Genomic DNA, 26,680 nt, shown 5'->3' with positions numbered 1-26,680 from the left:
TTCGTTGCGAACGCGTTCAGGACGAACATGTTCGTTCCAGGAGGCGTGATCACGCCATGGCCGGGCGAACGTGTTCGTTATGCTGAGGCGATGACGCCTGGGAAAGCCGCCCCCATCAGCCGCCGCGACCGGCCCGCCAAACCCGCGCTCTCCCGTGAGGGGATCGTCGGCACGGCGCTGGAGATCATGCGCGCCGAAGGGCTCGACCGCGTCACGATGCGCCGCCTCGCCCAGGAGCTGGACACCGGCCCGGCCTCGCTCTACGTCTACGTGAGCAACACCGCCGAGCTGCGCGCGTACATGCTCGACGACCTGCTCGCCGGACTCGACCTCGGCCCGGTGACCGCGCCAGGGGACTGGCGCGAGCGGCTGTTCACACTCCTGTGGTCGTACGGCAGAGCCCTGATGGAGTACCCGGGGCTCGCCCAGTCCGCGCTGGTGACCAGGCCCGCGGGCCCCGGTTACCTACGGCTGGTCGACGGCCTGCTCGCGCTGCTGGCCGAAGGCGTCCCCGCGGAGCGGACCGCGTGGGCGGTGGACCTGCTGCTGCACTTCGCGACCTCCACCGCCACCGAACAGGGCACCCGCAGCGTGGCCGACGGCGCGGAGCAGGAGGAGAGCGACCTCGCGAACGCGATCCTCTCCGCCACGCCCGACACCTACCCCCATATCGCCGCCCTCGGCATGGACCTGCTGAGCGGCACCGGCACCGGCCGTCTGACCTGGGGATTCGACGTGCTGCTCAACGGCATCATCCACACGCCCCGGCCGTCGGCGTAGCAGGCGGCCTCACCCGCCCGGTCACGGCTCCGGCAGCCGGTGGTCGCCGACCGCGTCGTACGTCTCCTTGAGCGCCTTGCGGGCGCTGTCCAGATGGTGCTGGGCGACGCCGATGAACAGGCAGTCGATCACGGTGAGCTGGGCGATACGGCTGGCGGTCGCGCCCGAGCGGAAGGTGGTCTCGGGGGCCACGGTCGTCAGGAGGTGATCACTGACCGCGTGGATCGGCGAGCGCGGGAAGCTGGTCAGGGCGACGGTCGTCGCGCCGTGCTCGCGCGCCACCCGCAGCGCCTCGACGGTGTCGGCGGTCGCCCCGGTGTGGGAGAGGCCGATGGCCACGTCACCGGGGCTGAGCACCGCCGCCGAGGTGAGCATGATGTGGGTGTCGCTCCACGCGAAGCTCACCCGCCCGATCCGGTGCAGCTTCTGCTGGAGGTCGGCGGCGACCAGGGCGTTGGCGCCGACGCCGTAGATGTCGACGCGGCCCGCCGCCGCGACCGCCGCCACGACGCGGCGCAGCGTGTCGACGTCGAGCTGCCGCGCGGTCTCCTCGACGGCGCGCGCGTCGGCGAAGGCGACCTTGCCGACGACTTCCGACAGGTCGTCGGTCGGCGTGATGTCGCTGCCGAGGTGCCGGTCGTCGCGGGTCTCGGCGCGCGCGGCGTCCGCGGCCAGCGCGATCCGCAACTCCGGGTAGCCGCGCAGGCCCACGGAACGGCAGAAGCGGATGACCGTGGTCTCGCTCGTCGTCGCCGCCTCGGCCAGTTCGGTGATGCTGCTGCGCGCGGCGAGCGCCGGATTGGCCAGCACGGCCGCCGCCACGCGCCGCTCGGCCGGAGCGAGGTCCGGCAGCAGCGACCGGACGCGCGCCAAGGGACTCGCCTCGGGGGATTCGTTGTCGGAACCGGCTGACACGGGGGAAACGTATCCACCGTGATCGTCGGGGTCAACGTGGCCTCGGGCGAGCCCCGGCGCGGGTGAGCGCTCCGCGGCCGGCGGACGGATCAGTGCACGGTCCGCCAGGCGCCGGCCGGGGTGAGTCCCGCGGCCCGCAGCAGGTCGTGGTGGCCCGAGGTGACCGACAGCCCCGCGAGGTCGACGCCGCGGCCCTCGTAGACCGGGTCGGTGGCGTACGTCCAGCGGATCAGCGCACCGGCCGCGTCCCGCGGAAGCTCGGCGCGCACCCGCCACCAGGCGCGGACGTCCTGCCCCGACAGCGAGGTCGGGGCGCCGGACGGCGCGCCCTTGCCGGTCACCCGCAGCGGCAGCGGCTGCCAGGTCGTGCCGCCGTCCGTGGAGGACTCGACGGTGAGCAGGTCGGTGGACTCGGTGTTGACGAACGCCGAGAAGTCGATGTCGACCCGTGTCTTCGCGGTGATCGGTCCCGTGGTGAGGGTGCTGGTGGTGCCGCCGCCCTGCCCCGAGTACCACAGCGGGCCGCCGCCGGGGGCCCGGACCGCGATCGCCTGCGCGAGCGCGGTGGCGATGGCCCGGCGCGGCGGATTGGTCGAGGGCGTGTTCCGCGTCGGGTGCACCCGGTTGCTGAGCAGGACGGCGAACGAACGCGACTGCGGGTCGATCACCAGCGAGGTGCCGGTGAAACCGGTGTGCCCGAGGGTGCGCGGACCGGATAGGCCGCCCATGTACCAGATCTGGTCCAGCTCGAAGCCCAGGCCGTGCGAGTCACCGGGGAACGCCTGGTTGAAGTTCTGCTCCATCAGCGTGACGCTGTTCCGGCTGAGGATCCGACGGCCCTTGTACGTACCGCCGTTGAGGATCGTCTGCGCCAGGACGGCCAGATCGTCCACGGTGGAGAAGACGCCCGCGTGGCCCGCGACGCCGCCCATGGCCCACGCGTTCTCGTCGTGCACCTGGCCGCGCACCATGCCGCGCGCCGGGCTGGTCTCGTACTCGGTCGCCGCGATCCTCGGCAGCTTCGCGGCCGACGGGTTGTAGCCGGTGTCGGTCAGCCGCAGCGGTCCTGTGATGCCGTCGCGCACCAGCGTGTCGAGCGGCTTGCCCGTCACCTTCTGCAACACCAGTTGCAGGCTCAGCATGTTCAGATCCGAGTACAGATACGTCGTCCCCGGCGCGTTGATCGGCTTCGCGTCGAGAATCGCCTTCTCGCGGGACGGCAGATCCGGGTAGCCCTGCCACAGGGAGGGGACCGGATCGGCGTCGAACCCCGAGGTGTGGGTGAGCAGTTGCTCGACGGTGACGGCGCCCTTGCCGTTGGTGGCGAACTCCGGCAGGTAGTGCGCCACCGGTGTGTCGAGGTCGATCCGGCCCGCTTCGAGCTGCTGCATGGCCACGATCGAGGTGAACAGCTTCGACAGCGAGGCCAGGTCGTAGATGGTGTCGGTACGCGCCGGGACCCGCTGGTCGGCCGGCAACTCGTGGGTGGCGTCGGCGTATTCGACCGCGTAACCGCCCGCGTCGCGCTCCACCACCACGCCGTCGTGGGCCATCAGCGTGGTCGCGCCGGGGAAGAGGCGATTCGCACCCGAGGCGGGGTCCTCCCAGCCCGCCATCTGCCGCTCGAAGGCGTCGATCGGCGCCGCGTCCAGCCCGGCCGACCGGGGGGTGCCCCGGTGCAGGACGGTGTCCGCCGGGGCGAATCCGGAGTACGGCCGGTCGAATTGGCCGCTCCCGCCGTGCTGCGGGGCCGGGGTCGCGTCGGCGCTCCCGGCGAGTACGAGGGAGAGGGAGGCGAGCAGCGCCGCGGCTGCCGTCAGTGCAGGGGTCCGCATGGAAACCTCGTCTGTAGAGGCCGGCTGGATCGGGAGCAGTGGTCGGGAGCGGCAGGGAAGGGACGCCGGGGGAGTGGAAGGATTCCTACCGCATGGCAGCTGGCGTCGGTAAGTTACTCACGCCGCACGCGCGGGTCAACCATTCGACCGGTCAAGGCTGTCGGGCGCGACGAACCCCGCGCCGCCGTCCGGTACCCTCCCACGCATGCCATCAGCACTGGACAGCCAGGAGATCGGCAATATCGCGCAAGAGTTCGACAACGACCTGGTGCTGCTGCGCCGCGACATCCACCGCCACCCCGAGCCCGCGGGCGCCGAGGAACGTACGGCGGCGCTGGTCGCCGAACGGCTGCGGGCCGCGGGCCTCACGGTGACCACCGGCGTCGGCGGCCACGGCGTGGTCGCGGTGCTCGACGGCGCGGGACCGGGACCCACCCTCGCCTACCGCGCCGACATGGACGCGGTGGACGACGACGAGCTGGACGAGCTGTTCGAGAGCGACTTCGCCTCCCTCGTCCCCGGCACCGCGCACCTGTGCGGCCACGACCTGCACACGGCCGTCGGGGTCGGCGTCGCCCAGGTACTCGCCCGGCTGCGCGAGCGCTGGCACGGCCGGATCGTCTTCCTCTTCCAGCCTGCCGAGGAGACGCTGGCCGGAGCGCGGGCCATGATCGAGGACGGCGCCCTGGAACACACACCCCCGCGCGAGGTCTACGCGCTGCACTGCGGGCCGTTCCCGGTCGGCACCTTCGCGGTCATGCCCGGTCACGGACTGCCGGGACAGGACCATTTCCAGGTCGAGTTGACCGGCCCGGACGCCGCGTCCGACGCGCGCCGGATTCTCGACCTGGTGGACGGCCTGTCCACCGTCCGCCTCCCGCGCAACCCCGAGGAGTACGACCGCCTGCTGGCCGACCTCCGCGACCCCGACGGGCCGCTGGCGCGATTCGTCGTCACCTGGCCCGAGTTGACCGCGCTCGACGACGGCAGCCCGCTCGTCCGCGTCTCGCTGCGCGCCTGGCCCGACAGCCGCTACGCCGAGATCCGCGACACCGTACGCGCCGCGGTGGAACCGCTGCCGGGCGCCACGGCCGTCTTCGCGGACGAGCCGTTCCCCGCGATGGTCTGCTCGCCGGAACTGAGCGAGGCCGCGGCGCGGTATTTGCGCGGCGCGCTCGGTCCGGACGCGGTGGAGGTGCTGCACGCCTCCTTCCCCTTCAACGGCGAGGACTTCGCGCTCTTCCTGAACGGTGTGCCGGGCGCGATGTTCTACCTCGGCGTCGCCAATCCGGAGGCCGGGATGAACGGCGCCCCGCACGCACCGGACTTCGCGGCCGACGAGCGGGCGCTGGGGTTCGGCGTCCGCGGCATGGCCGGTTTCCTGCTCAGCCGCCTCGCGGCCGACGTGGCCTGAAGGCCCGCCCCCACCCTCGGCGGGAGCGGGCCTCCTCATCGGCCCTACGCCGACGGCGTCCTGCCGGTGGCCGCCGCCGCGGGGCCGACACCGGTCCCGGTGACGGCCGCGACGCTCACGGTGCACGACGTGCCCGGGGTGAGGGCGCCGACGACCACGGCTTCCGCCTGCTGCGCGTCGTCGTGCGCTGAGCCTGACCTGATGCGACGTCAGTGCCCGCCGCGGCACTGCCGGTTCGGGGCGGCAGACCGGCCTGACCCGGTCTGCCGCCCCGAACCGGGGCTCTTGTCCGGCCGTGGTCAGGCCGGGACGACCTCCAGGCTCACCAGCCGCGCGTCCGTGTCGCGACCGCCGGACACGGCGAGCGCCACATAGCGTGCCGTCGTACGCGCCGCGAGCGTCGCCGCACGGCCGCGCCGCCGCAGCTCGCCCGCCGAGGTGTACGTCAGCCCGTCCGCGCTGAACTCGATGGCGGCGGACGGCACATGGCCGCCGGTCCAGGCGGTACGGATCTCCCGCACATCGACCGCCGCGCCGAGATCGACCACCATGCGGCCGCGCGCGGAGCCGGGCCGCCAGGACGTCGCCGGGTCGCCGTCCACGGCCGCGGCCGGATCCGACATGCCCGCGGGCAGCGGACCGGTCGGGAAGGTGTCGCAGCCGACCGCCACGTCCTCCAGCGGGTACGGCTTCGCGCCGCGCATGGTGACCTGCGCGGTCCTGCCCGGCTGGACATCGACCTGGGCGCGGGCGCCCGACGGCGCCGTGACCAGCAGACGGGCGCGCGGACCGCTCACCCGTACGGTCGCGGCGTCCACGACCTCCACCCGCAGACCGGTGGGGACCGAACCGCCCGCACGCGACGTCAGGGTGAAGCGGGCCGGGACGACCGCCGCGCTCGCGGCCGTCAACTCGGCGGCGACGTCGGTGCCGTCCGCGGTGACGTGCTGCGTTCCCGCGTAGAGCGTGAGACGGGACCGGCTCTGCGGCACCGACACCGTGGTGGCGACGGAGCCGGCGGAGAGGTTGAACAGGCTCAAGTGCCCGCCCGCCGTACTGGCCTTGACCGCCGCGTCGCGCGCCCGGGGCGCGGGCCGCGCGGCGGCGGCCTTCACCGCGCGCGGGTCGCCCGACGGCAGCCCCTCCACCAGCAACGGCTCGGCGGGACCGTCGGAGAGCACCACCAGATCGCCGTACACCGACAGCGGGTTGGCGGCGCCGCGCACCACCAGCCCCGCCCGGCCGTCCACCGACAGCCAGCCGCCGCGGCTGGACAGGTCCGCGCTCGGGAAGCGGATCAGATCGGTCCAGGTCTTCCCGTCCGCCGAGCCCTGCACGCGGTACGCGCGCGCCGCCGCCGTCTCCCAGCGCAGCGTCACACGGTCGAAGGCGCTGGCGGCGCCGAGGTCCACGGTCAGCCAACTGTCCGCGCGCCCGCGGTCCGAGACCGCGACCGCCCACCGGGTCGTCGCATTGCCGTCCACGGCCAGCGCCGCACCCTTGCCGGAGTCCGCGGACGACGCGGTGGCCGTCCTGCCCTGGGCCAGATCCGGACCGCTCGCGCCGTCACGGACCTCGAAGGCGTACAGCGAGTAGCCGTACGTGGTGTGGCCCGCGACGCCCTGCATGCGCACGTACCGCCACGAACCGCTGGGCACGGTCAGCTCGTCCACCCGCGGCCCGGGACCGACACCGGCGTTGCCGCTGTCCTGCGAGCCGACCTTCGCGCTGCCCTCGGCCGCGGTGTACGTACGGCTGCCGACGAGCCCCGCGACACCGGGCATCGTCAGATTCTGCACCCGCAGCGAGCCCTCGCCCGACGCCGTACCGCTGGTCGCGTAGACCACCGCGCCGGACGGCAGAGTGGTGAAGCCCGCGGTGCCCGAGTCCAGCGTCAGCACGGTCGCGGTCGCGTCGAAGCCGTCGCGCACCTCCCGGTACGTCGTCACCGACCGCTTGAGCACCTTCGCCGCCGTCGCGGGCAGGAACATCGGTGTCGTGCCGCTGAGCGCGAACAGCCAGTCGTCGTGGGCGGGTTGCCAGCCGAACTTCACAAAGCCCGGCTTGCTGACCGCCGCCGCCCAGGCCGCCGGGGTCTGCTGCGCGACCAGGCCGGGGCCGGTGCCGAAGTCCTTGACGCCGGAGGCCCGCGCGAACATCTCCGCGTCCGACAGCGGCTTGACGATCCCGCCGTGCGCCGCCCGCCACTCGTGCAGCAGATAGCTGATCGCCACCTCGGCGCGCGCCTCGGGCTCGTACTTCGGCTCACCGGAGAACTTCGCCAGCCGGTACAGCGGCGCGTACGCCTGGTACGGCGCCAGCCGCGCCGCCATCGCGGCCTCGCCCCACGCCGCCGTACGGTCCCCGGCGACCTGCGCGAGGAACGCCAGCGGGATCACGTCACGGCCGTAGAGGTGCTCGCGGTCGGCGACCATCGGCATCAGCGGCTCGCCCGCGTCGCTCATCACCATCAGCAGCGTGCGCCACAACTGCTTGGCGTTCGGCTGCTCGGTGAGCACCTGCGGCAGCGGACGGCCCGCGGTGATGAAGTGCACGGCGTTACGGCCCGAGGTGCGCCACAACTCCTGCTGGTAGTGCGGTCCGAAGGAGCCGTGGTTCTCCACGATGAAGGAGTCGTACAGATTCGTCGCGGTGTTCGCGCTGACCGCGACGCCGTCCACCACGGTCGGGTTGGCCAGGTCGGCGGCCGGGAGCCCCGTCTCGTTCCGGCTCCAACGGCCGTACGCGGCGCTCCAGTCGGCATACCTCGGATCGTCGCTGGCCCAGGCCAGACCCGGCGCCAGGGACTGGGCGTAGACGCCCATCTCCTCCAGCTTGGTGTCCCCGACGAAGCCGCCCTTGAGCCCGTTCGGCGTCCAACTGCCGGACGCCGGGTCGTTGGCGGTGCCCAACGCCGTGGTGTACGCGGCCTGTTCGCGCACGATCGTGTCGACGTGACCTCGCGTCACCGCGTCCAACTGGTCCCAGAGCAGGTGCGCCGCGAGCACGAAGTAGAGCTGGAAGGTCGTGTCGAAGAAGAGGGTGCGGCCCCACTCGGTGCCGCCCGTCAGGCGGTTGGACGCGGCGAAGTGCTTGACGGTGGCCAGCGTGTGCGCCCGCAGCGTCTCCTTGTCGATGCCCGCGCTCGTGGCGTCGTACGTACCGCGGGTCAGCAGCACCGCGTTGCCGAGGACGACCACGAAGTTGTAGTCGGTCCCCGTGTAGTAGCCCTTCGAAGCGTCCCACTGGGTCTCGGCCCAGCGGGTGTGGGTCAGCAGCGCCTGGTAGTAGGCGGCGGCGACATCGTCGTCGGGAGCGTGGCCAGGACCGTGCCCTGCGCCGCCGGGCCGGCCCGCGGGCGCGGCGTCCGCGGAGGCGGCGCCGATCGACAGCGGCGTGGCGACGGCCAGGGAGGTGAGCGCGGCGAGCTGGGCGAAGCGCCGTCTGCCCAGTCCGGCGGGGTCGTGGGTCACGGCAGATCTCCTCTTGCAATTAGACAACGTTGTCATTGGCTGCCGGGCCATTCTTTGCGGTCGTGGACGCGGCCGTCAAGGTCTGGGAAGACGGCAAAGCGGACGGACCGCGGCCGGCGACCGGGCGGACTGTGGCCGGTGGGAGGCACGGTGCGCGCGGGCTGCGGGATGCGAGGGACGGGCGGCCGGGGGAGGCGCGGGGCACGATCCGGAACCCGGCCCAGCCGTCGGTCGCGGGGGTACCGGGTTCGGCACGCGGCCATCGGGCCGACGAGCCCGCCAGGTCACCGCGTCACGGGCGCACGGTGCGCAGCCACGCCTCGGCCCGACGCGGCGAGGGGAAACGGAACACCTGGAGGTGCGCGAAGCGGGGGTCCTGGCCGCGCCCGCCGATGTCCGCGCGCCGGGCGGCGTGCTGGGACCAGGCCCACCATGCCGGGTGTTCGCCGCTGAACCAGCCCGACACGGTCTCCACATTGCCGCCGAAGACCCGCTCCCGGCGCAGCGTCCTGCTCAGCGACCGGCGCAGGACGCGCGGCATGATCACCGCTCGCGGGTAGTCGAGCCAGACCACCGTGTCCGCGCGTGTCCACAGCAGGTCCCGTACCTCCGGGTAGCCGAAGGAGTCGACGATCCACTCGGGGCCGGCCGCGAGGTCGGCGACCTTCCGCTCGAACTCCGGGTCGGTGGCCCAGCCGGGGCCCGAGAACCGCAGGGCGTCCATCTCGTGGAAGGGCAGGCGGAGCCGCTCGGCGAGGGCCCGCGCCATGGTGGTCTTGCCCGCTCCGGTGATGCCTGCGACGAGGATGCGTTTCACCGCCCGAGGCTAACCGCTGCGCGGGCGGTGGGGTCCGGGTCCGGGTCCGGGTCCGATCGAGAGTGAGGTCCGGGGCCGCGGGACGGGGCCGGGGGACGGGTGCGGTCGGGTCGGGACCCGCCCCCCGGCGGCTGTGTCCGTCAGGCGTTCATGAACTCGCGCGGGGCCAGCGCCCGTTCGGCGATCCGGACGTCACCGATCCAGCCGCGCATGACCTGGTCCGGCTTGCCGCCGTCCGCGTGACCGCCGATCATCCACGGCAGATTGAGCGAGGTCAGGCCGTTGTTGCGGGTGGACGGATTGCGGACGACCGGACAGCCGTCGACGTACATCGTGGTCTGCCGCCCGTTGTTGACGACGGCGACGTGCCACCAGACGTTGATCGGCAGGTAGTGGCCCCAGTTGGTGGTCGACGTCGTGAGGTTCAACGGGTAGACGTTCCACTGGAGTTCGGCGCCGCCGGACAGGCTGAGGGTGACGATCGGCTCGGTCTCGGAGTAACCCGTCTTGCCCGCCTGGCCGCTGGTGCCCCAGCGACTCAGCAGCGCCGACCAGCCGTTGCGGTTGCCGTCCCAGTCGGCGGGCAGCTTGAAGAACGCCTCGAAGGTGTACGCCGAGCGGAAGGTGGCCGCGTTCAGCGGCGCCCTGTCCACGGTCTGGAGGTAGGCGCCGTGCGGGCCGCCGCTGTCCCTGTCGCCGCCGAAGTAGAGGCTGGCGTGGCCGGGCTGGTCCGGGTGGTGGTCGGCCGACCAGGTCAGCGCCGCGTCCGTGGCGCCGGGCAGCGTGACCTTGGTGAGGTCGTTGCCGCGCCCCGACAGGTCGACGATCCGGTCGGTGCCGTGCGAGCCGTCGAACCGCCAGTACGCCAGGGTGCCGGGGACGAGCATCCGGTTGACGGGCCGTGCGGGCCGCGGGGTGGCCGGGGCGAAGCCCGAGAAGCGCTGCTCGAAGTCGATGTCGAGCGAGAACCGGTCCTGCGGTCCCGTCAGTTCGATCTCCTGCCGCTCCAGTTCGTTGAGGCTGTCGGCGGCCTTGCCGAGGATCCACGGGGAGATCGTCTCGACGTCGATGGTGTCGCGCGCCAGGTCGAAGCGGTAGAGCCGGATCATCGCGGCGCCGCCGTAGTACCGGTCCTGGTAGTTGGTGATGTGCAGGTGCGTGTCGTGTCCGGCGGCGTTCTTCTTCACCGTGCGGGCGGGCGGCCAGAAGTGGCCGTTGAGCGTGAGGAAGATCTGGTCGTTGCCGTCGATCAGGTCGGCCCACAACTGCTGCCCGAAGTCGGACAGTTCGGCCTCGTCGCCGTACGTGTCGGCGCCGACGATCTCGTGCGTGGTGAGGATGACCGGGGACTTCGGGTGCGCGGCGATGACCTTCTTCGCCCACGCGACGCCCGCGGCCGACGGCCGCCAGTCGAGGGCCAGCACCAGCCACTCCCGGCCCGCGGCCCGGAAGGTGTGGAAGGTGTTGTAGCCGTCGGGGCTCGCGCCGCCGAAGGAGCGCGCCTTGCGGAACCGCCGCGGCCCGAAGTGGTCGAGGTACGGCGTGTTCCCCCGCTGGTCGTCCTTGCCGGGGATGTCGTGGTTGCCCGCCAGGACGCTGTACGGCACCTGGTGGTCGTCCAGGATCTTGAACGCCTTGCTGATGGAGGCGAATTCGCCCGCCTTGCCGTTCTGGGTGAGGTCGCCCAGGTGGGCCATGAAGACGATGTTCTCGTCCTTGCCGTTCGCCAGCAGATAGCGGAAGGCCGCCTCGACCGGCGCCGGGTACAGGGCGTCACCGTCGAACATGTACTGCGTGTCCGGCATCACCACGACGGTGAAGCGCTGGTCGTCGGTGTCGGGCCGCCACGGCCCGCCGAACCCCGGAAGCCCGGCGGTTCCGGCCGTCCCCGGCGTACTGGCCGACGCGGGTCCCGCGGCCGACAGACCGGCCACCGCGGCTCCGGCGAGTCCGGCTCCGATGAGCAACGATCGGCGGCTCGCGCCGGGCAGGGGTCCCTCGGGCTGGTGCTGCGGACTGCACATGGGCGTCTCTCATTCGTCTGCGCTGTTGTTCGGTTCATCGGTCGTCGCCGTGGGGCAGCACGGAACCTGTGAGGGGTCCCCGAGAGGTCGACGGGGCAGGTCCGGCCGGCAGAAGCCGACGCTACGGACCGAGATGACAGCCCCAGCCAACGCGCGACGAAGCGCACATGAACGCCTTGCCGGAATCACCCACTCCGGGCGCGCCCCCGGCCCATGCACCGCCGCCGCGCAGGCCGCGAGACCGCAACGTCCGAGGTCCGGCCACCCGCGAGGCGCCCGAGGAGCACGGCGTAGGGTGCGGTGGTGACCTCAACCCACCGCCCCCCGACCGCCGCCGCGCCGGTCACGCTGGCCGACGTCCGCGACGCCGCCGCCCGCATCGACGGCGTCGCGCACCGTACGCCCGTCCTGCGCTCGCGCACCCTGGGCGACCTCGTCGGCGCCGAGGTCCATCTCAAGTGCGAGAACTTCCAGCGCGTCGGCGCGTTCAAATTCCGCGGCGCGTACAACGCCGCGTCCCGGCTCACGCCCGAGCAGTTGGCCAAGGGCATCGCCGCGTACTCCTCCGGTAACCATGCGCAGGCCGTCGCGCTCTCCGCGCGGGAGCTGGGCAGCACCGCGGTGATCGTGATGCCGGAGGACACCCCGCGCTCCAAGCGGGAGGCCACCGAGGGTTACGGCGCGGAGGTCGTCACCTACGACCGCTATACGGGCGACCGGGTCGCCATCGGCGAGGCGCTGGCCGCCGACCGCGGCCTCACCCTGATCCCGCCGTACGACCACCCGCACGTCATCGCGGGACAGGGCACCGCCGCCCTGGAACTCCTCGACGAGGCAGGGCCGTTGGACGCCCTCGTGGTGCCGGTCGGCGGCGGGGGACTCCTCGCGGGAAGCGCGACCGCCGTCAAGGGGCTGGACAGCGCCATCCGGACGATCGGCGTCGAACCGGCGGCGGGCGACGACACCAAGCGCTCGCTGGAGGCGGGCGAGCGTGTCGCCATTCCCGTCCCGCGCACGATCGCCGACGGGCAAGCGGCCTCCGTCCCCGGCGAGTTGACCTTCTCCATCAACCGGCGGCTGGTGGACGACATCGTCCTGGTCACCGAGGACGCCATCCGCGAGGCGATGCGCTTCGCTTTCGAACGCCTGAAGATCGTCCTCGAACCCAGTGGCGCCACGCCCCTGGCCGCCCTGCTCTCCGCCCGCGTCACCCCCCTTCCGCCCCGCGTCGGCCTGATCCTGTCCGGCGGCAACATCGACACCGCGCGCTTCGCGGAGCTGTGCGGTGGCGCGGGCTAGCGGCGTCATGGGTACGGGCCCGCGCGGGGGTACGCGCGGGCCCGTACGGGGCCGGTCGGTCAGCGGTAGCCGAGGGTGACCGGTGCGTGCACGCTGCGCGCGGGCAGCGTGACGGTGAGGGAGCGGGTCGCGCTGTCGTAGTGGTACGCGTCCGGCGACAATCCCTTGCCGGCCGCCGTGACGTGGCTCGGCGCGGCGACGCCGAGCAGCGTCACCGTCCACTGCCGGGTCCTGACCTGGCCGGGGAAGGACCCGGCGGCCGGGCTGACGGTGACGGTGTGCCGACCGCCGCTCTCGCGGTACCGGACCGTCGTGGTGGCGCTGCGACCGGGACCCCCGGTGGTGCCGTTGTCCTCGTAGAGCGAGGTCGAGCCGGAGGCGCCCGCGGCCACGGTCAGCGTGACCTTGGTCAGCGGCGCCTTGTCGTTGGCGGTGATATCGTCCGTACGGGTCGGGATGACGCCGCCCGCCTTCACGAACACCGGCATCCGGTCGAGCCCCGTGGTGATGTTCCGCGTGGTGCCGCCGGTGTAGGTCTGCCCGGTGAAGTAGTCCGTCCACTGGCCGGGCGGGAACCACACCGACGTCGTGGCCGTCGTCCCCGGGGTGGTGACGGGAGCGACCAGCATGTCGGAGCCGTAGAAGTACTCACTGCCCGCGGTGGCGTACGCCAGCGGCTCGTCCGGGTATTCGAGGTACGTGGCGCGGACCACGGGGACGCCCGTGGTGGCCGCCTGCTGCGCGAGGCTGTACGTGTAGGGCACCAGGTTCTCGCGGAGGTTGAGGAATGTGTCCGCCGACTGCCGGGCCGCGGTGCCGTACTGCCACGGCAGCCGGTCGCTGTGGTTGCTGTGCAGCCGGTCGACGGGCTGGAAGGTGCCGAGCTGCACCCACCGGGCGTACAGGTCGTCCGGCAGCTTGTGCGTGGTGTGGGTGCCGCCGCCGTCGGTGTACGTCTCCGAGCCGGTCAGTCCCGTCGTGTCGTTGTGACCGCCGATGTCGTGGCTGACCGCGGACATGCCGGTCGCGACCGACTCGCCCGGTGTGTAACCGACTTCGGACCGCAGCGTGCCCCAGGTCGAGGACGTGTCACCGGTGAAGTGCACGGTGGTGCGCTTGTCGGCCCACGGTCCGGTGGGCAGCCCCTGCTGGCCGCTGTACCCGCCGGCCTGGAGCGAGCCGTAGGCACGGGAGATGACGAAGCCGCGGCCGATCGCCGGAGCGGATTCCGCCGCGTACGCCTGGTTGATCCACGCGTCGGGCGTCACTCCGGCGAGCGAGGACTGGGAGTTGTCGCAGCACCAGTCGAACCACCAGAAGTCGTTGCCCTGCTGGTCCATCGTCTTGTGCAGGTCCATGTACGCCTTGAGCTGGTCGGGGTCGCCGAAGTCGAAGACGTAGCAGTCGCCTCCCGCGCTCGCCCCCGCCGCGCAACCGCCCTTGACCAGCTTGCCCTTGGCGGTCGCCTGGGCCTGTGCGAACTGCGGGTCCGAGGCCAGGATGCTCGGGTGGGTGTTGAGCGTGTTGTGCAGCCCCTGCGCCGCCGACCAGTCGAAGAAGCCCTTCGGGTCGGGGAATTTGGCGGTGTTCATCTCCCAACCGCTCCACGGGTTGGGCGACTTGAAGTCCGTGTCGGTCACCAGGACGTCCAGCGGGACGCCTTCGGACCGGAAGGCGGGCAGGATCGTGTTCTCGTAGTCGGCGGCGGTCCTGTCGATGTACTCCGAGTACCAGACGCCGTACGCCCACTGCGGCAGCAGTTGCGCCGGGCCGGTCAGCGTCGCCAGATCCGACAGTGCCTGCTTGTAGGCGTGGCCGTACCCGAAGAGATAACCGTCCTGGTACGGCGTCCCGTTGTGCGAGGGGCGCTGCGTGACCTTCTTGGCGGCGGTGTCGTACAGCGCGGACGTCGTGTCGTCCAGCAGATACCAGCCGTCCTTGTACATCAGGCCGGGCGTGGTCGTCGGATTGCCGTTGTCGCCGTTGAGCCCGTCCAGGCTGCGCCGGTATCCGCCGAGCGCGAGGTGCGGCTGCGGGGCCGCCGCGCCGGACGCGGTCACCGACAGCGTGTCGAGGTTGATGTGGCAACTCGCCGCGTTCGGGCAGCCGACGGTGATGTCGTCGGCGCCCGCCTTGAGCGCCACGGGCACCGAGGCGGTCTGCCAGGTGTCCCAGTTGCCGGTCACCGGCAGCGAGAGCGTCTGACTCGTACCGCCGGACGACACCGTGGCCGTACGGGTCTGGTTCAGGCCGTCGCCGCCCGTGGAGTTGGCGTAGCGCACCTGGACCGCGTACGTCCCGTCCGACGGGACCCCGACGACACGGGTCGTCACGCTGGCCCCCTGGTTCAGCTCCCCGAGGAAGCCGCCGCCCGAGTAGCCGCCGTGGTCGGTGGCCACCTTCGCGGAACCCGCGATCCGGTCCGCCTCGGCCTCGCAACTCGCGCCGAAGGCACAGTCCGCGATCGCCGTCGCCGAGGCCGGGGGGAACGCGCTCCCCGAGTTCACCAGCGCGACGCTGTCGATGTTCACATTGCCGGAGTTCCCGGCGGCCCTGGACAGCGTGACGGTGTGACGGCCCGCGCCGAGCTGCACCGCGGCGGTCGCCAGACTCCAGGTGTCCCAACTGCCGGTCACCGGAAGGCTCAGGGTCCGCGCCGCGCCGCCGTCGACCGTCAAGGTGAGCGTGCGTGTGGTGTTCTGGCCGTCGCCCGCCGCGGAGTTGGCGTACCGCGCGTCGAATTGGTACGTGCCCGCCGTCGTGACCTCGACGTCGGCCGACAGCGAACTGCCCGCCCCCTGGAAGCCGGCCAGGAAGCCGGAGCCGGTGTACCCGGTGTGGTCCGTGGCGACGCCGACCCCGCTGTACGGCAGGCTCTCCGCCTCGCACAGCGCGCCGACCGCGCACGTCATCTGCTGCCACGGCGCCGCGGTGACCGCCGAGGATCCGGCTGTCAGTCTCACCGACAGATTCCGCGCGCTGAAGGGCCCGGAGCCCACCTGGTACCGCAGCGTCATCGCACTCGTCGCGACCGTCAGCCAGCCGTTGGACGTGCTCGTCGTGTACGCGGCCGGCGCGAAGTCGCCGCGGCCGATCGCGTTGTACGTCGCGGCGTTGGTGAACTTCCCGTCCTGCGCGTACTCGGTACGGATCAACGTCGGCGACAGCACCTGGAAGCGGGCGCCGCCCGAGGTCACCGAGGGGACGGCGTGGTGGCCCGCCCCGTGTCCCGGTCCCGCGGACGCCTGGCCCGCCCCGGCCACCGTCATCCCCGCCACGCAGGCGGTCACGGCGACCACCGCTGCCCGCCGCCGCATGTACCGCATCGTGCGCCACGCTCGTCTTCTTCTCACGCACAACTCCGTCCTGAAGCGGGCCCGTTGTCGACCCGTCGTGAGGCTCCGTCGGCCGCTGACAGCGTTGTCGGAGCCCGCCTCCCCGTACCGCGTGGGCTCCTGAGGTCCGACCTGGCGGAATGCTGGACAAAGGCGGCACCCGCGTCCCACGGGCACCTCCCCGCACTTCTTCCATCGTTGCAAACGATGTCGGTGGCATGACAGCACAGTGCCTGGCGGGTGTCCATACGGGCGGCGGTCAACGTTGGAAAAAGGGGGGTCGCCCGCGCGGCGTCGAGACCGGCGGTGGCGCGCGCCGTTCCCGACCGCCGGGCATCCTCAGGGCGGTGCGGGTGATGCCCCGTCAGGGGCGGTTAGCCGCTCCCCGGATAGACGCAGACCGCCTCCACGGGGCACCGCTGGAAGCGCGGCGCGGCGCCGCGCTCCTGACGTAGGACAGGGCGGCGCGCGGCGCGGACGTCGCCCTTCCGGGGCCCGGCGGCTCCCGGTGCCGCGCCGGTCAGAGCGCGGCCGGTCGGCTCGCGCGTAAGCCCGTACGCCCCCTGGCCGGGGAAAACGCGTGGCCCGACGGGGTCGGCCTCTGGGAGGCTCCCGGCGTGACGACGTATGAGGTGCTGCTCATCGGGGGGCGTTCGGGCGTGGGCAAGTCCACGGTGGCCTGGGAGGTTTCGGAGCTGCTGCGGGAGGCGGAGGTCGCGCACTGCGTGATCGAGGGCGACCTCATGGGACAGGTGCACCCGGCGCCGCCGGACGACCCGCGCCGCTCCGCGATCACCGAGCGGAATCTGGCCGCGGTGTGGGCGAATTTCGCGGCGCTGGGGCACCGCAGGCTGATCTACACCAACACGGTGAGCGTGCTGGAGCACGACATGTTCGTCCGGGCCCTGGGCGGCGGGCCGCCGCGCGTCGTCCGGGTGCTGCTCACCGCCGACGACGCGACGGCCCGCACCCGGCTCGCCCGGCGCGAGACCGGCTCCCAACTCGCCCCGCACATCAGCCGGAGCGACGTCATGGCGCGGCACCTGGCGGAACACGCGTCTCCGGACACGGTACGGATCGCCACGGACGGCAGGAGCGTCGTGGACATCGCCCGCGAGGTGGTCGCCGCGACGGGCTGGTGAACACCGCGCCCGGAAGGCGCCGCGCCCACCGCTCCGGAGCGGCGACGGGCCCGTGTCAGAGCAGGAAGACGCCGGGGCCGATCTCGCGGGAGGCCGCGCGCGCCTTCCTGGCGGCGGCCGGGGACCAGACCGTACTCGGGGACCAGAGGGCGCGCAGCCCGGAGACGGCGTGCGCGTTCAGGCCGGACAGGTCCGCGGCGGTGAGGTCGAGGACCACCGTGTCGAGCAGGGTGCCGAGCGAAGCGCCGTACGCGCTCATCCGGGACCTGGTGCTCGACATCTCGCGGTCCCGGAGCCGGACGTAGAACGGCTCGCGGCTGCGCAACGTCGCCAGGGCGCGGGTCAGTTCGAGGACGCCCCTGCGGACGGCGAGGACGCCGCCGTCGTCGAGCACGTCGCGTTCGTGGACGCTGACGTACCGCCCCAGCCGGGGGTGCGCCCGCAGGCGCGCGCAGCCGCCCCGGCGGAGGCGGGCGCTGATCCGGCGGAGGCTGCGGGCGAGCGCCTTGCCCTGGTGGCGGACGACGGTGGCGCGCTTGGGGGAGAGGTAGGTGCGGCTGTCGTCCAGCGCGAGGGTGAATTCGGTCATGTCCCGGCGGGCCGCCGCCAGTTCCACGCGACGCGCACGCCGTGGGCCTTTGCTTACGCTTTACTTCGCCTTTGCCACCCCGCGGTGCCTCCCGCCGTTCACCCGCGCTGCCCAGACTCGCCGCGTCCTACGCGTACATCCTGTCGTCAGCGGGAGCTGAATATGAGCCACGGCCACAGCCACGGTCACCAGCACGGGCCCCACGATCACGCGCACGGCGGTCACACCGACGGCGGTTCGCTGCCTCCCGCCCTCGACACCTCGGTACCGGACGAGGAGTTGACGCCCAGTCAGCTCTCACGGCGCTCCATGCTGCGCCGAACGGGCCTGCTGGGCGCGGGACTCGCGGCCGGGAGCGTCCTGGCCGGAGCGGGCCAGGCGGCGGCGCACTCCTCCGGCGGACATGCGGGCCACGGCGGTTCGCACCCCGGCGGCCTGCTGTGGCTGGCGGGTGACCACCACATCCACACCCAGTACAGCAGCGACGCCAAGTACCGCGTGATCGACCACGTACGGCAGGCCAACGCGCACGGCCTCGACTGGATGGTCATCACCGACCACGGCAGTGAGCAGCACGCCAAGATCGGTGTGGAGAAGGTCAATCCGGACATCGTCGCGGCCCGCGCGAAGGTCTCCGACACCCTGGTCTTCCAGGGTCTTGAGTGGAACATCCCGGCCGCCGAGCACGGCACCGTCTTCGTCCACCCCGGCCGCAACGAGGTCGCGGTCCTCAAGGAGTTCGAGAACTCCTTCGACGGTTCGGTGAAGGGCGCGAGCGCCAGCACGCCCGCCAACGAGGCGCTGGCCATCTCCGGCCTGAACTTCCTCGCCGACCAGATCAGGCGGCGCAAGGTCCAGGACGTGCTGTTCCTGGCCAACCACCCGGCGCGCAAGGGCATCGACTCCCCGCACGAGATCCGCGCCTGGCGCGACGCCCAGCCGGGGATCGCCGTCGGCATGGAGGGCGCCCCCGGCCACCAGGCGGGCGGCCTGCCCGCCCCGCAGGGCGCCGGGTCCGGGCGCGGCATCTACGACAACAGCCCCAGCGCCGACTCCTTCCCGGGCTACCCGCTGGAGAGCTACCGCACCTGGGGCGGCTTCGACTGGATGACCTCCACCGTCGGCGGCCTGTGGGACAGCCTCCTCGCCGAGGGCAAGCCCTGGTGGATCACCGCCAACTCCGACTCGCACAACGTCTACGCCGACAATTCGGTGCGCGGCCCGAACGGCGACTTCAACGCCAACGGCAAGTACGCCGACCCGGTCTACGGCGGCGCGCTCAACCTCACCGACACCGACTTCTGGCCCGGCCAGTACAGCCGCACCCACGTCGGCTCCGCCGGCTTCTCCTACGCGGCCGTCATGGACGGCATCCGCGCCGGACGCGTCTGGGTCGACCACGGCGGCCTGATCAGCGGCCTCGACGCGCGGCTCGGCGACGGCAGCCGGTCGGTCACCCTCGGCGGCGTCCTGCACGTGCGCCGCGGCAGCAAGGTCGACCTGGTCGTCACCGTCGCCCTGGCGGGCGGCCCGAACTGGTCCCAGTTCGTCCCCAAGCTCGCCCGCGTCGACGTCATCCAGGGCCAGGTGACCGGCACCGCGCGGGACAAGGACACCCTCGCCGCGCCGAACACCAAGGTCGTGAAGTCCTTCGAGGTCGACAAGTCGACCGGCACGGTCCGGCTGACCTACTCCCTGGGCCGGGTCGACAAGCCGGTGTACGTCCGCCTGCGCGGCACCGACGGCAACCGCACCGCCGTCGGCGTCAACGGCGCCTCCGTCGACCCGGTCGGCCCCGCCATGGACGTGATCGGCGACGCCGACCCCTGGAAGGACCTGTGGTTCTACTCCAACCCGATGTGGGTCCTGCCCGCATGACGACCCCGCACGAAGGACCCGGCGGCCACACCGTCATCGGTGTGGCCGCCGGGTCGGTGAATCTGCGCGAGGCCGACCACCTCATCCGGCACCTCGCCGACGTGCTCGACCTCCCGGCCGCCACCGTCGCCTGCACCCACCTCGTACGCGCCACCGCCCGCCCGCGTACGGCCGTCTCCTTCGCGCTGCCCGACGCCGAGGCCGCGACGGCGGCATGGGACCGGCTGCTGGCCCGGCTCTCGCCCGAGGACACGGCGGGGCCGGGCGGGGCGGGGCTCGACGGTGCGGGACTCGCCAGCGCTGGGCTCGACGGTGCGGGCGCCGCGCTCGGCCCTGCTACGCACGGCCCGGCCGAGGAGGCGCGCTCCGCGACCGCGGCGGCGGCGGAACACGCCCGCGGGAGCGGCGGCCGGGCGGTGCTCTATCCGGGCGCCGACGTCCTGACCGGCACCGTCACGCTCGCGGACCTGCTCGCACGTACCGCGATCGACCAGGTCGTCCTGGTCGGCGCGCCGCCCGCGACGGACGGCGACGGGCCCGATCCGCACATCCCCGTGCGGACCCGCGACCACGTACGCCCGCGGTGGCGCGACGGACGGCTCGTGCTGGACCTGACCCCCGCGCCCGGTGGCACGCTGGCCCCCTTCGAGGTGCCGACCCCGACTCCCTGCTGCGCCGACCACCCGTAGACCCGCCGTGGCGCGCGGATCGCTGGGGAACTGCGGATGAGGCGTGCCCGCGCCTCACTCCTCGTCCGCGTCCACGGCCGGTTCCCCGGCGGGGGCGGACTCCGACGGGGTCGCCTCAGTGACGTGGGCATCGGCGTGGGCCGGACGGATGACCACCGAGCCGGAGTCGAGGTCTATCGCCCCGCGCGCCGGGTCGCTGCTGCCCTCGTCGTCGCGGGACAGCTCCAGGCGGTTGCGCTCGTCCTCGGTGTGCTTGCGGCCGGGCGCGAAGAGCTCATCCATGAAGTTGAACATCGCGGCTCCTTCTCGGCTCGGCTCGGCATGGCACCACTTCAGGCTACGCCGAGCGTCCCCCGAACGAGTGAGAGCCACCTTTGACAACGAGGGGTTGACATGACAACCCGTCGTTGTCACCGTGGAGGGCATGGCAGACAGGAAAGATCTCTCGATGCACGAGCCGACCTTCGCCCGCATCAAGGAAGTGCGCGCCCAGGCCATCCACCACACCCGCCTGGCCCGACAGTTCGCCGTCGAGCGGCGCGACCTGATGCAGGAGCTCATCGGACAGGGCGTTTCGCAGTCCGACATCGCCCGCGAGCTGGGCGTGAGCCGCCAGGCCATCCAGAAGATGCTGGCCTGCTAGACGGCGCCCCCGGTCCGATTCCCGGCCTGATCCCAGGCCGGACGCCCGGCCCGGCCCCGGGCCTGCTCCCCGCCCGCTTCCCCGGCGCCGAACCAGTGCCGCGCGGCCGACCGGAGCGCGTCCAGGGCCGCCGCGCCGGGACGCGGGTCGGACGACGCCCAGGCCACGTAGGAGTCGGGACGGATCAGCAGGGCGGTCGGGGCGGCAGCGTCGTCCGGCCGCGACGGCGGCTGCTGTGACCGGGACGGCGCGTGCGCCGTGACGACGCTGACGCGGTCGCTCCACGGGCCGAGCGCCGCCGCGGCCGACGCGTCGTCGGTCAGGTCGAGCAGCAACGGCCGCGCCGATCTGGCCAGTTCGGCCACCGAGACCGTACCGCCCGGGGCGGCGAGGTCCAGATCGGGTGCGAACCGCCCCACCAGCGCGTGCGGTTCGGGACCGCCCATGTCGTAGCGGACATCGGTGCCCGCCGTGAGGTCGGCGAGGTGCTGGACGGTCGCGGGCTGCGCGAGCAGTTCGGTGAAGAGCTGACGCAGCGCCGTGACGTCGTCGCCGGGAGCGGTCAACGCGGCCTGGGCCTGGGCGTAGACGACCATACGGTCGGCGGCCCCGCGCCGCTCGGCGTCGTAACTGTCGAGGAGGTGGGCCGGTGCGGTGCCGTGGATCGCGGCGGCCAGTTTCCAGCCGAGGTTGACCGCGTCCTGGAGGCCGAGGTTCAGGCCGGGGCCGCCGCCCGCCGTGTAGATGTGGGCGGCGTCGCCGACGAGGAACACCCGCCGGTCCCGGAAGCGCTCGGCCACCCGCGTGTTGCCGCCGGTCAACCGCCGCAGGACGTACGGCCCTTCGCCGGTCGGCGGGCTCAGCGGCAGATCGGCGCCCAGCACGCGCCGGACGCTCGCGCCCAGTTCTTCGAGGCTCATCGGCGTCCCGGTCTCCGGCTGGTCCCACTCCGTGGTGCTGATCAGCGCCGGGCGGCCGGGGAAGGGCGCGTACGAGAATCCGCCGTGCTCGGTACGGAGCGGCAGGAACGGCCGGACGGTGCCGTAACCGGGCACATTCAGAGCGCCGGTCGCGGGGTCGACCCAATGCGCGGGGACGGTCGCGTGCGCCGACCGGTTGGTCCTGCGGTCGTCACTCACGCCGGGGAAGCCGATGCCCGACAGCTTGCGGGTGACGCTGTGCGCGCCGTCCGCGCCGACGACGTAACGGGCGCGCAGCCGGTACGCGCCGTCCGGTCCCGTGACGTCCACGGTGACGGCGTCGCCCGCTGCGCCCGCGTCAGGGTCCGACGCCTCGTGCGGGTCGTGCCGGTCGTGCGGGTCCTGTGATTCCTGCGCCAGGGCGGTCACCCGGTGGCCGCGCCGGATCTCCACGCCGAGTTCACCGGCCCGCTTCTCCAGGACCTCGACGATGTGCCGCTGCGGCACCGCGATGCCGTACACCGGGCTGTCCGGGAGCAGGCTCAGGTCCAGCGGCAGGGCGGCGAACATGAAGGAGGCGGAGTTCGGGCGCGGCGGCCCCGGCGTCCCGCTCAGGTCCTCGTACAGCCCCCGCCGGTCGACCAGCCGTACGACCTGGCCGACCAGTCCGTTCGCCTTGGGCTCCTCGCTCGGCGCCGACAGGCTCTCCAGCACGGTCGGCCGTACCCCGGCCAGGGCCAACTCGCATGCCAGCATCAGCCCGTTCGGACCGCCTCCGACGATGACGACATCCGTGGTGACCAACTGGTCCTCCTCAGTGACTCGTTGCGTGAACGGAAGAAGGGAAAGGGGGAGCGCCGTACGAGGGCAGGCCGGAGCGACCCGGCGGCCGACCGGGTCAACTCACGTACGGCGCGGGCGGATCAGGGAGCGGGCAGGCCCGCGACGATCCCGTCGAACGTCTCGCGCAGGACCGCGGCGAGCGACACGGGCGGATCCGCGGTCAGGGAGTGCTCGACGGCCACGGCGCTGCCCGCGCCGACCACCGCGGCGACCAGCTTGGGATACACATCGCGGGCGACGTCCGTGCCGGTGCGCTCGGCGACGGCCCTGGCCAGCTCCTCCTGCGCGGCGGCGTTCGCCTTGACGATCTCGCCATGCAGGGCCGGTTCCGCGAGCATCAGCCGCACGCCGTCCGTCCAGCGCCGCCGGTCCTCGGACGAGCCCTGCTCAGGACCGCCCTTCGGCGCGAACTGGCCCTCCACGGCATGTGCCACCGACTCCCACAGCGGCTCGTCGGCCGGTCGCGCGCGCAGTTCGTCGGCGACGCGTCGCATCCGCTCCAGGTGGCTGGCGGCGATGGCCTCGGCCTTGCCGGAGAAGTAGTTGCGGAAGGTGCGCACGGACACGTTCGCCGCGGCGGCGATGTCCTCCACGGTGACGTCGTCCCAGCCGCGCTGGACGCACAGCCGGATCGTGGCCTGGCTCAGCGCGACACGCGTCTCCCGCTTCTTGCGCTCCCGCAGGCCGAGGCGGGCGGCGTCTTCGTCCTGTGTCATGGCTACGACGGTAGATAAATATTGCCGTGATGGCAAGATTGCCGGAGCGGCAAGTTTATTGGAAGGCGGTCGGCGACGGTTCCGGGGGCGGCTCGCGTCGGCGCCTCCCGCTCTCGGGGGGCGCACCTGAGGGTCACGTCCCTGACACCACGTCAGGGGCCCTTCGGGGTACGGCAAGGGGCATCCCCAAGGCCGCACCGCCGTGCGCGACGGCAGGCTGACAGCCATGCGATCCACCACCGACACGCGCCGCTCGACCGTCCGCCGCGGAGCCGCGGGCCTGGCCCTCGCCGCCGCCCTGGCCGCCACGGTCACGGGCACCGCGAGCGCCGACCCCGCAGCCGACCCCGCAACCCTGTCCGCAGCCTCGTCCGCGGCCACCGACGCGCCCGCCCCGCCCCCGTACTCGTCCGACTTCAGCGACTGCCCGGCCCTCCCCGCCGGTGTCGACGCCACGCTCTGGAAGTGTGAAGTCCTCACCGCCACCGGGTCGTTGACGCTCGGCAGCCGGACGATCCCCGAGCTGGCGCCGATGACCCTCACCCACGCCGAGGGCCCGCTGCCCGACGGCGCCGACGGCCAGGTCTGGGGCGCCCTGCGCAGCGCCCCCGACCGCGTCCCCGGCGGCCTCACCGGCATCCCCGGCGCCGACCGCGACCCGCTGCTCCGGCTGTCCCTGCGACCGGAGTATGGCGGCCGGTCCGACTTCTTCTCCGTCGGCGACCGTCTGGGCCTGTTCACCCTGCGCTTCCGCGCCCTCAGCCCCCTGCTGCCGCACGGCTGCGTCATCGGCGGCGGCGACACCCCGGTCGAGCTGCGGCTGGTGCGCTCTGGCGGCTCCCACGTCGTCTCGCAGGACCCGCCGGTCATCGCGTTCGACGCCTATGACACCGCCTTCACGGTCCCCGGCGCCACCGGCTGCGGCCCCCTCGGCCGCCTCGTCGACAACCGCCTCGGACTTCCCGCCGCCACCGGCAACGCGATGCGGCTGAGCGCGTACTACACGTTCAGGACCTACGATCAACTCCCGCCGCGCTGACGGGGATCACGCGTCGCGGACCCGTCCGGGGCCATGATGGAGCGCATGACTTTGGCGACGGCGTTCACGGAGATGTTCGGTGTGCGGCACCCGATCGCGCTGGCACCGATGGGCGGTTCCGCCGGTGGCGCGCTGGCGGCGGCCGTGTCGCGCGGCGGCGGCCTCGGACTGCTCGGCGGCGGCAGCGGCGACCGGGAGTGGCTGGCCCGCGAGCTGCCGGTGGCGGCCGAGTGCGGCAGGCCGTGGGGAGTCGGGTTCCTGAGCTGGGCGGCCGAGGCCGGCGCCGTCGAGCAGGCACTGGAGTACGGTCCCGCCGCGGTGATGCTGTCCTTCGGGGACCCGGCGCCCTTGGCGGCACGCGTCCGTGCGGCGGGCGTGCCGCTGATCGTGCAGGTCACCGACCTGGAGGAGGCCCGGCGGGCGCTGGACGTCGGGGCCGACGTCATCGTGGCCCAGGGCACCGAGAGCGGCGGACACGGCGCGCGCCACGGCAGGTCCACGCTGCCCTTCGTGCCGGTCGTGGTCGACCTCGCGGCTCCGGTGCCGGTGCTCGCGGCCGGTGGGATCGGCGACGGCCGCGGCGTGGCCGCCGCGCTGGCGCTGGGCGCGGCCGGTGCGCTCATCGGAACCCGCTTCCAGGCGACGGCCGAGGCCGGGGCCGAGCCCTCGGCCGTCGAGGCGATCGTCGGCGGGAGCGGGGAGGACACCGAGCGCAACAGCGTCCTGGACATCGCCCGCGGCTCCCGGTGGCCGACGGCGTACACCGCTCGCACGCTCGGCCACCCCTACCTGGACCGCTGGCGCGGCCGGGAGGCGGAGCTGGCCGCCGACACGCAGGCGCGGCAGGAGTACCAGGCCGATGTGGCGCGCGGCGCGGTGCCCTCGCTCCCGGTGTGGGCGGGGGAGGCCGTCGACCTCGTCCACAACGTCCCGCAGGCCGCCGACCTGGTCGCCGTACTGGCCGTTCAGGCGGAGGAGGCGCTGGCGCGGGCCGTACGGCGCTGACCTCGCCGTCACGCGGGCCGACGTCCGCCCGTGCGGGAGCGGGCGAGGACAGGTGTACGCCGCCCGTACGGGAGCGGGCGGCGACAGGCGCACGCCGCCGGGTGGCAGGATGCTTGCGGTAGGTGCCATCGCGGCCACCGGCGCCCCGGCGGGTACCCGTGTCCGGCCGCGAGGCGCGCGGAGTCACCGCAGCAGTCACGCAGTCACCGCAGTCACCGAAGCGACCGGAGGAGAGCTGATGAGCCGGAAGCGGCACCGCGTCGCCGTGCTCGTACTGGAGGGTGCGAAGCCGCTCGATGTCGGCATCCCCGCGCAGGTGTTCTCGAACCGGCCGAGCATGCCGTACGAGGTGCGGGTGTGCGGGGCCGCGCCAGGACTCGTGACCGGCGGTGACGGCCTCTCGTACCACGTGGCCGAGGGGCTCGACGCGGTCGAGCACGCCGACACCATCTTCATCCCCGGCTACCGCGAGCCCGCGACCACGGAGCCTCCGGCGGCGGTCGTCAGCGCGCTCACGGCGGCCCACAAGCGGGGTACGCGCCTCGCCGCGATCTCGACGGGGGCCTTCGCGCTGGCGGCGACCGGCCTGCTCGACGGGAAGCGGGCGACGACGCACTGGCACTACACGAAGGCACTGGCCACCCGGCATCCGCTGGTGCGGGTGGACGAGAACGTGCTGTTCGTGGACGAGGGCGACGTGCTCACCTCGGCGGGCGCGGCCTCCGGTATCGACATGTGCCTGCACTTGGTGCGGCGTGACCACGGAGTGGGACTCTCCAACCACGTGGCGAGACGGCTGGTCGCGGCGCCGTACCGCAGCGGGGGACAGGCGCAGTACGTGCCCCGGAGCGTGCCGGAACCGCTCGGCGACGTCTTCGCGAGCACGCGGGAGTGGGTGCTGGCGCACCTCGCGGAGCCGCTGACGCTGGAGGAGCTGGCCCGCCACGCGCGGGTCTCGGCGCGGACCTTCTCGCGGCGGTTCGTGCAGGACACCGGGTACACGCCGATGCAGTGGGTGCTGCGGGCGCGCGTGGACCTGGCCCGTGAACTGCTGGAACGCACCGACCTGGGCGTGGAGCAGATCGCCGACCGGGTCGGGCTCGGCACGGGCGCCAATCTGCGCCTGCACTTCCAGCGGATTCTCGGCACGTCGCCGACGGAGTACCGGCACACGTTCTCGGCCTGAGGGGTCTCGGTCCGAGCCTTTCCGGATCGGAGCTTTCCGGGCTGGTGCTTCCCGGCCTGAGTCTTTCCTGGCCGGAGCCGTGAGGGCTGAAGCGGTACGGAGCCGCTGGACCTGAGGCGAGTCGACGGCGGGTCGATG

Annotated in this window: 20 protein-coding genes; 10 read left to right on the top strand and 10 right to left on the bottom strand. The window is 72.9% G+C overall.

All coding sequences use genetic code 11. The features are described 5' to 3' along the window. Positions 1-90: 90 nt before the first annotated feature. The gene (locus tag ACFY9V_RS19475; protein WP_355345669.1) at positions 91-780 is read left to right on the top strand and encodes a TetR/AcrR family transcriptional regulator C-terminal domain-containing protein; all 690 of its coding nucleotides are present in this window, start codon (positions 91-93) and stop codon (positions 778-780) included. Positions 781-801: 21 nt separating this feature from the next. On the opposite strand, the gene ACFY9V_RS19470 is transcribed toward ACFY9V_RS19475, so the two are convergent. Further along, positions 802-1,695, bottom strand: a complete 894-nt coding sequence (locus tag ACFY9V_RS19470; RefSeq protein ID WP_355345666.1) for a MurR/RpiR family transcriptional regulator — start codon at positions 1,693-1,695, stop codon at positions 802-804. A gap of 89 nt (positions 1,696-1,784) precedes the next feature. Next, positions 1,785-3,530: a serine hydrolase gene (locus ACFY9V_RS19465; RefSeq protein ID WP_391045424.1), complete on the bottom strand. Its 1,746-nt coding sequence runs from the start codon at positions 3,528-3,530 to the stop codon at positions 1,785-1,787. A gap of 205 nt (positions 3,531-3,735) precedes the next feature. Here ACFY9V_RS19465 and ACFY9V_RS19460 point away from each other — a divergent pair, with 205 nt between their 5' ends. After that, positions 3,736-4,944: an amidohydrolase gene (locus tag ACFY9V_RS19460; RefSeq protein WP_391162083.1), complete on the top strand. Its 1,209-nt coding sequence runs from the start codon at positions 3,736-3,738 to the stop codon at positions 4,942-4,944. Positions 4,945-5,243: 299 nt separating this feature from the next. Here ACFY9V_RS19460 and ACFY9V_RS19455 read toward each other — a convergent pair whose 3' ends face one another. The 3 genes from ACFY9V_RS19455 to ACFY9V_RS19445 form a co-directional block, all read right to left on the bottom strand. Continuing rightward, positions 5,244-8,453: a discoidin domain-containing protein gene (locus ACFY9V_RS19455; RefSeq protein WP_391162081.1), complete on the bottom strand. Its 3,210-nt coding sequence runs from the start codon at positions 8,451-8,453 to the stop codon at positions 5,244-5,246. 256 nt (positions 8,454-8,709) lie between these two features. After that, positions 8,710-9,234: an AAA family ATPase gene (locus ACFY9V_RS19450; RefSeq protein WP_391162079.1), complete on the bottom strand. Its 525-nt coding sequence runs from the start codon at positions 9,232-9,234 to the stop codon at positions 8,710-8,712. 140 nt (positions 9,235-9,374) lie between these two features. Continuing rightward, positions 9,375-11,258 (bottom strand): LamG-like jellyroll fold domain-containing protein, encoded by a 1,884-nt coding sequence (locus ACFY9V_RS19445; RefSeq protein WP_391162077.1) that lies wholly within the window; start codon positions 11,256-11,258, stop codon positions 9,375-9,377. A 303-nt stretch (positions 11,259-11,561) separates the two neighbouring features. Between ACFY9V_RS19445 and ACFY9V_RS19440 the strand changes: the two genes are divergently transcribed. Continuing rightward, positions 11,562-12,557: a pyridoxal-phosphate dependent enzyme gene (locus ACFY9V_RS19440; protein WP_391162075.1), complete on the top strand. Its 996-nt coding sequence runs from the start codon at positions 11,562-11,564 to the stop codon at positions 12,555-12,557. 59 nt (positions 12,558-12,616) lie between these two features. On the opposite strand, the gene ACFY9V_RS19435 is transcribed toward ACFY9V_RS19440, so the two are convergent. After that, a complete protein-coding gene (locus ACFY9V_RS19435) occupies positions 12,617-15,874 on the bottom strand; it encodes a TIM-barrel domain-containing protein (RefSeq protein ID WP_391162074.1) in 3,258 nt (1,085 codons plus the stop codon). A 635-nt stretch (positions 15,875-16,509) separates the two neighbouring features. On the opposite strand from ACFY9V_RS19435, the gene ACFY9V_RS19430 reads away from it, so the two are divergent. After that, positions 16,510-17,034 (top strand): hypothetical protein, encoded by a 525-nt coding sequence (locus tag ACFY9V_RS19430; protein ID WP_391162073.1) that lies wholly within the window; start codon positions 16,510-16,512, stop codon positions 17,032-17,034. A 55-nt stretch (positions 17,035-17,089) separates the two neighbouring features. Here ACFY9V_RS19430 and ACFY9V_RS19425 read toward each other — a convergent pair whose 3' ends face one another. Further along, on the bottom strand, positions 17,090-17,623 hold the full coding sequence (locus tag ACFY9V_RS19425; RefSeq protein ID WP_391162072.1) for a hypothetical protein: 534 nt from the start codon (positions 17,621-17,623) through the stop codon (positions 17,090-17,092). A 162-nt stretch (positions 17,624-17,785) separates the two neighbouring features. Between ACFY9V_RS19425 and ACFY9V_RS19420 the strand changes: the two genes are divergently transcribed. Next, complete coding sequence (locus tag ACFY9V_RS19420) at positions 17,786-19,501, top strand: PHP domain-containing protein (RefSeq protein ID WP_391162070.1); 1,716 nt, start codon at positions 17,786-17,788, stop codon at positions 19,499-19,501. Then, entirely contained in the window at positions 19,498-20,190 is a 693-nt protein-coding gene (locus ACFY9V_RS19415; RefSeq protein ID WP_391162069.1) for a hypothetical protein, read from the top strand. Before ACFY9V_RS19420 ends, ACFY9V_RS19415 begins: the two co-directional genes overlap by 4 nt. 54 nt (positions 20,191-20,244) lie before the next feature. On the opposite strand, the gene ACFY9V_RS19410 is transcribed toward ACFY9V_RS19415, so the two are convergent. Then, positions 20,245-20,484 carry a DUF6191 domain-containing protein gene (locus ACFY9V_RS19410; RefSeq protein WP_391162067.1) on the bottom strand — a complete coding sequence of 80 codons (240 nt, stop codon included), beginning with the start codon at positions 20,482-20,484 and terminating at the stop codon, positions 20,245-20,247. Positions 20,485-20,614: 130 nt separating this feature from the next. Between ACFY9V_RS19410 and ACFY9V_RS19405 the strand changes: the two genes are divergently transcribed. Beyond that, positions 20,615-20,833, top strand: coding sequence for an HTH domain-containing protein (locus tag ACFY9V_RS19405; RefSeq protein WP_355345627.1), 219 nt, complete (start codon positions 20,615-20,617; stop codon positions 20,831-20,833). Here the strand turns inward: ACFY9V_RS19405 and ACFY9V_RS19400 are convergent. Next, on the bottom strand, positions 20,830-22,509 hold the full coding sequence (locus tag ACFY9V_RS19400; RefSeq protein WP_391162225.1) for an FAD-dependent monooxygenase: 1,680 nt from the start codon (positions 22,507-22,509) through the stop codon (positions 20,830-20,832). The genes ACFY9V_RS19405 and ACFY9V_RS19400 overlap by 4 nt on opposite strands. Positions 22,510-22,676: 167 nt before the next feature. Then, entirely contained in the window at positions 22,677-23,312 is a 636-nt protein-coding gene (locus tag ACFY9V_RS19395) for a TetR family transcriptional regulator (RefSeq protein WP_355345621.1), read from the bottom strand. 226 nt (positions 23,313-23,538) lie between these two features. Between ACFY9V_RS19395 and ACFY9V_RS19390 the strand changes: the two genes are divergently transcribed. From ACFY9V_RS19390 to ACFY9V_RS19380, 3 genes are all read left to right on the top strand, one after another. Beyond that, entirely contained in the window at positions 23,539-24,351 is an 813-nt protein-coding gene (locus ACFY9V_RS19390) for a hypothetical protein (protein WP_391162065.1), read from the top strand. Positions 24,352-24,396: 45 nt separating this feature from the next. After that, complete coding sequence (locus ACFY9V_RS19385) at positions 24,397-25,356, top strand: nitronate monooxygenase (protein WP_391162064.1); 960 nt, start codon at positions 24,397-24,399, stop codon at positions 25,354-25,356. Between the two features lie 238 nt (positions 25,357-25,594). Next, entirely contained in the window at positions 25,595-26,542 is a 948-nt protein-coding gene (locus ACFY9V_RS19380) for a DJ-1/PfpI family protein (RefSeq protein ID WP_355345612.1), read from the top strand. Positions 26,543-26,680 lie beyond the last annotated feature (138 nt).

Origin of the sequence: Streptomyces sp. NPDC008317 (genome assembly GCF_042955955.1) — a bacterium.
In the GTDB taxonomy this organism is placed as follows: Bacteria; Actinomycetota; Actinomycetes; order Streptomycetales; family Streptomycetaceae; genus Actinacidiphila.
This window is presented reverse-complemented; position numbering and strand designations above follow the sequence as displayed.

Bases quoted from the DNA above. Each gene is read 5' to 3' on its own strand.
- ACFY9V_RS19475 (WP_355345669.1), top strand. From the start codon at position 91: ATGACGCCTGGGAAAGCCGCCCCCATCAGCCGCCGCGACCGGCCCGCC.
- ACFY9V_RS19465 (WP_391045424.1), bottom strand. From the start codon at position 3,530: ATGCGGACCCCTGCACTGACGGCAGCCGCGGCGCTGCTCGCCTCCCTC.
- ACFY9V_RS19460 (WP_391162083.1), top strand. From the start codon at position 3,736: ATGCCATCAGCACTGGACAGCCAGGAGATCGGCAATATCGCGCAAGAG.
- ACFY9V_RS19455 (WP_391162081.1), bottom strand. From the start codon at position 8,453: ATGACAACGTTGTCTAATTGCAAGAGGAGATCTGCCGTGACCCACGAC.
- ACFY9V_RS19445 (WP_391162077.1), bottom strand. From the start codon at position 11,258: ATGTGCAGTCCGCAGCACCAGCCCGAGGGACCCCTGCCCGGCGCGAGC.
- ACFY9V_RS19435 (WP_391162074.1), bottom strand. From the start codon at position 15,874: ATGCGGCGGCGGGCAGCGGTGGTCGCCGTGACCGCCTGCGTGGCGGGG.
- ACFY9V_RS19425 (WP_391162072.1), bottom strand. From the start codon at position 17,623: ATGACCGAATTCACCCTCGCGCTGGACGACAGCCGCACCTACCTCTCC.
- ACFY9V_RS19420 (WP_391162070.1), top strand. From the start codon at position 17,786: ATGAGCCACGGCCACAGCCACGGTCACCAGCACGGGCCCCACGATCAC.
- ACFY9V_RS19415 (WP_391162069.1), top strand. From the start codon at position 19,498: ATGACGACCCCGCACGAAGGACCCGGCGGCCACACCGTCATCGGTGTG.
- ACFY9V_RS19410 (WP_391162067.1), bottom strand. From the start codon at position 20,484: ATGTTCAACTTCATGGATGAGCTCTTCGCGCCCGGCCGCAAGCACACC.
- ACFY9V_RS19405 (WP_355345627.1), top strand. From the start codon at position 20,615: ATGGCAGACAGGAAAGATCTCTCGATGCACGAGCCGACCTTCGCCCGC.
- ACFY9V_RS19400 (WP_391162225.1), bottom strand. From the start codon at position 22,509: ATGCTGGCATGCGAGTTGGCCCTGGCCGGGGTACGGCCGACCGTGCTG.
- ACFY9V_RS19395 (WP_355345621.1), bottom strand. From the start codon at position 23,312: ATGACACAGGACGAAGACGCCGCCCGCCTCGGCCTGCGGGAGCGCAAG.
- ACFY9V_RS19390 (WP_391162065.1), top strand. From the start codon at position 23,539: ATGCGATCCACCACCGACACGCGCCGCTCGACCGTCCGCCGCGGAGCC.
- ACFY9V_RS19385 (WP_391162064.1), top strand. From the start codon at position 24,397: ATGACTTTGGCGACGGCGTTCACGGAGATGTTCGGTGTGCGGCACCCG.
- ACFY9V_RS19380 (WP_355345612.1), top strand. From the start codon at position 25,595: ATGAGCCGGAAGCGGCACCGCGTCGCCGTGCTCGTACTGGAGGGTGCG.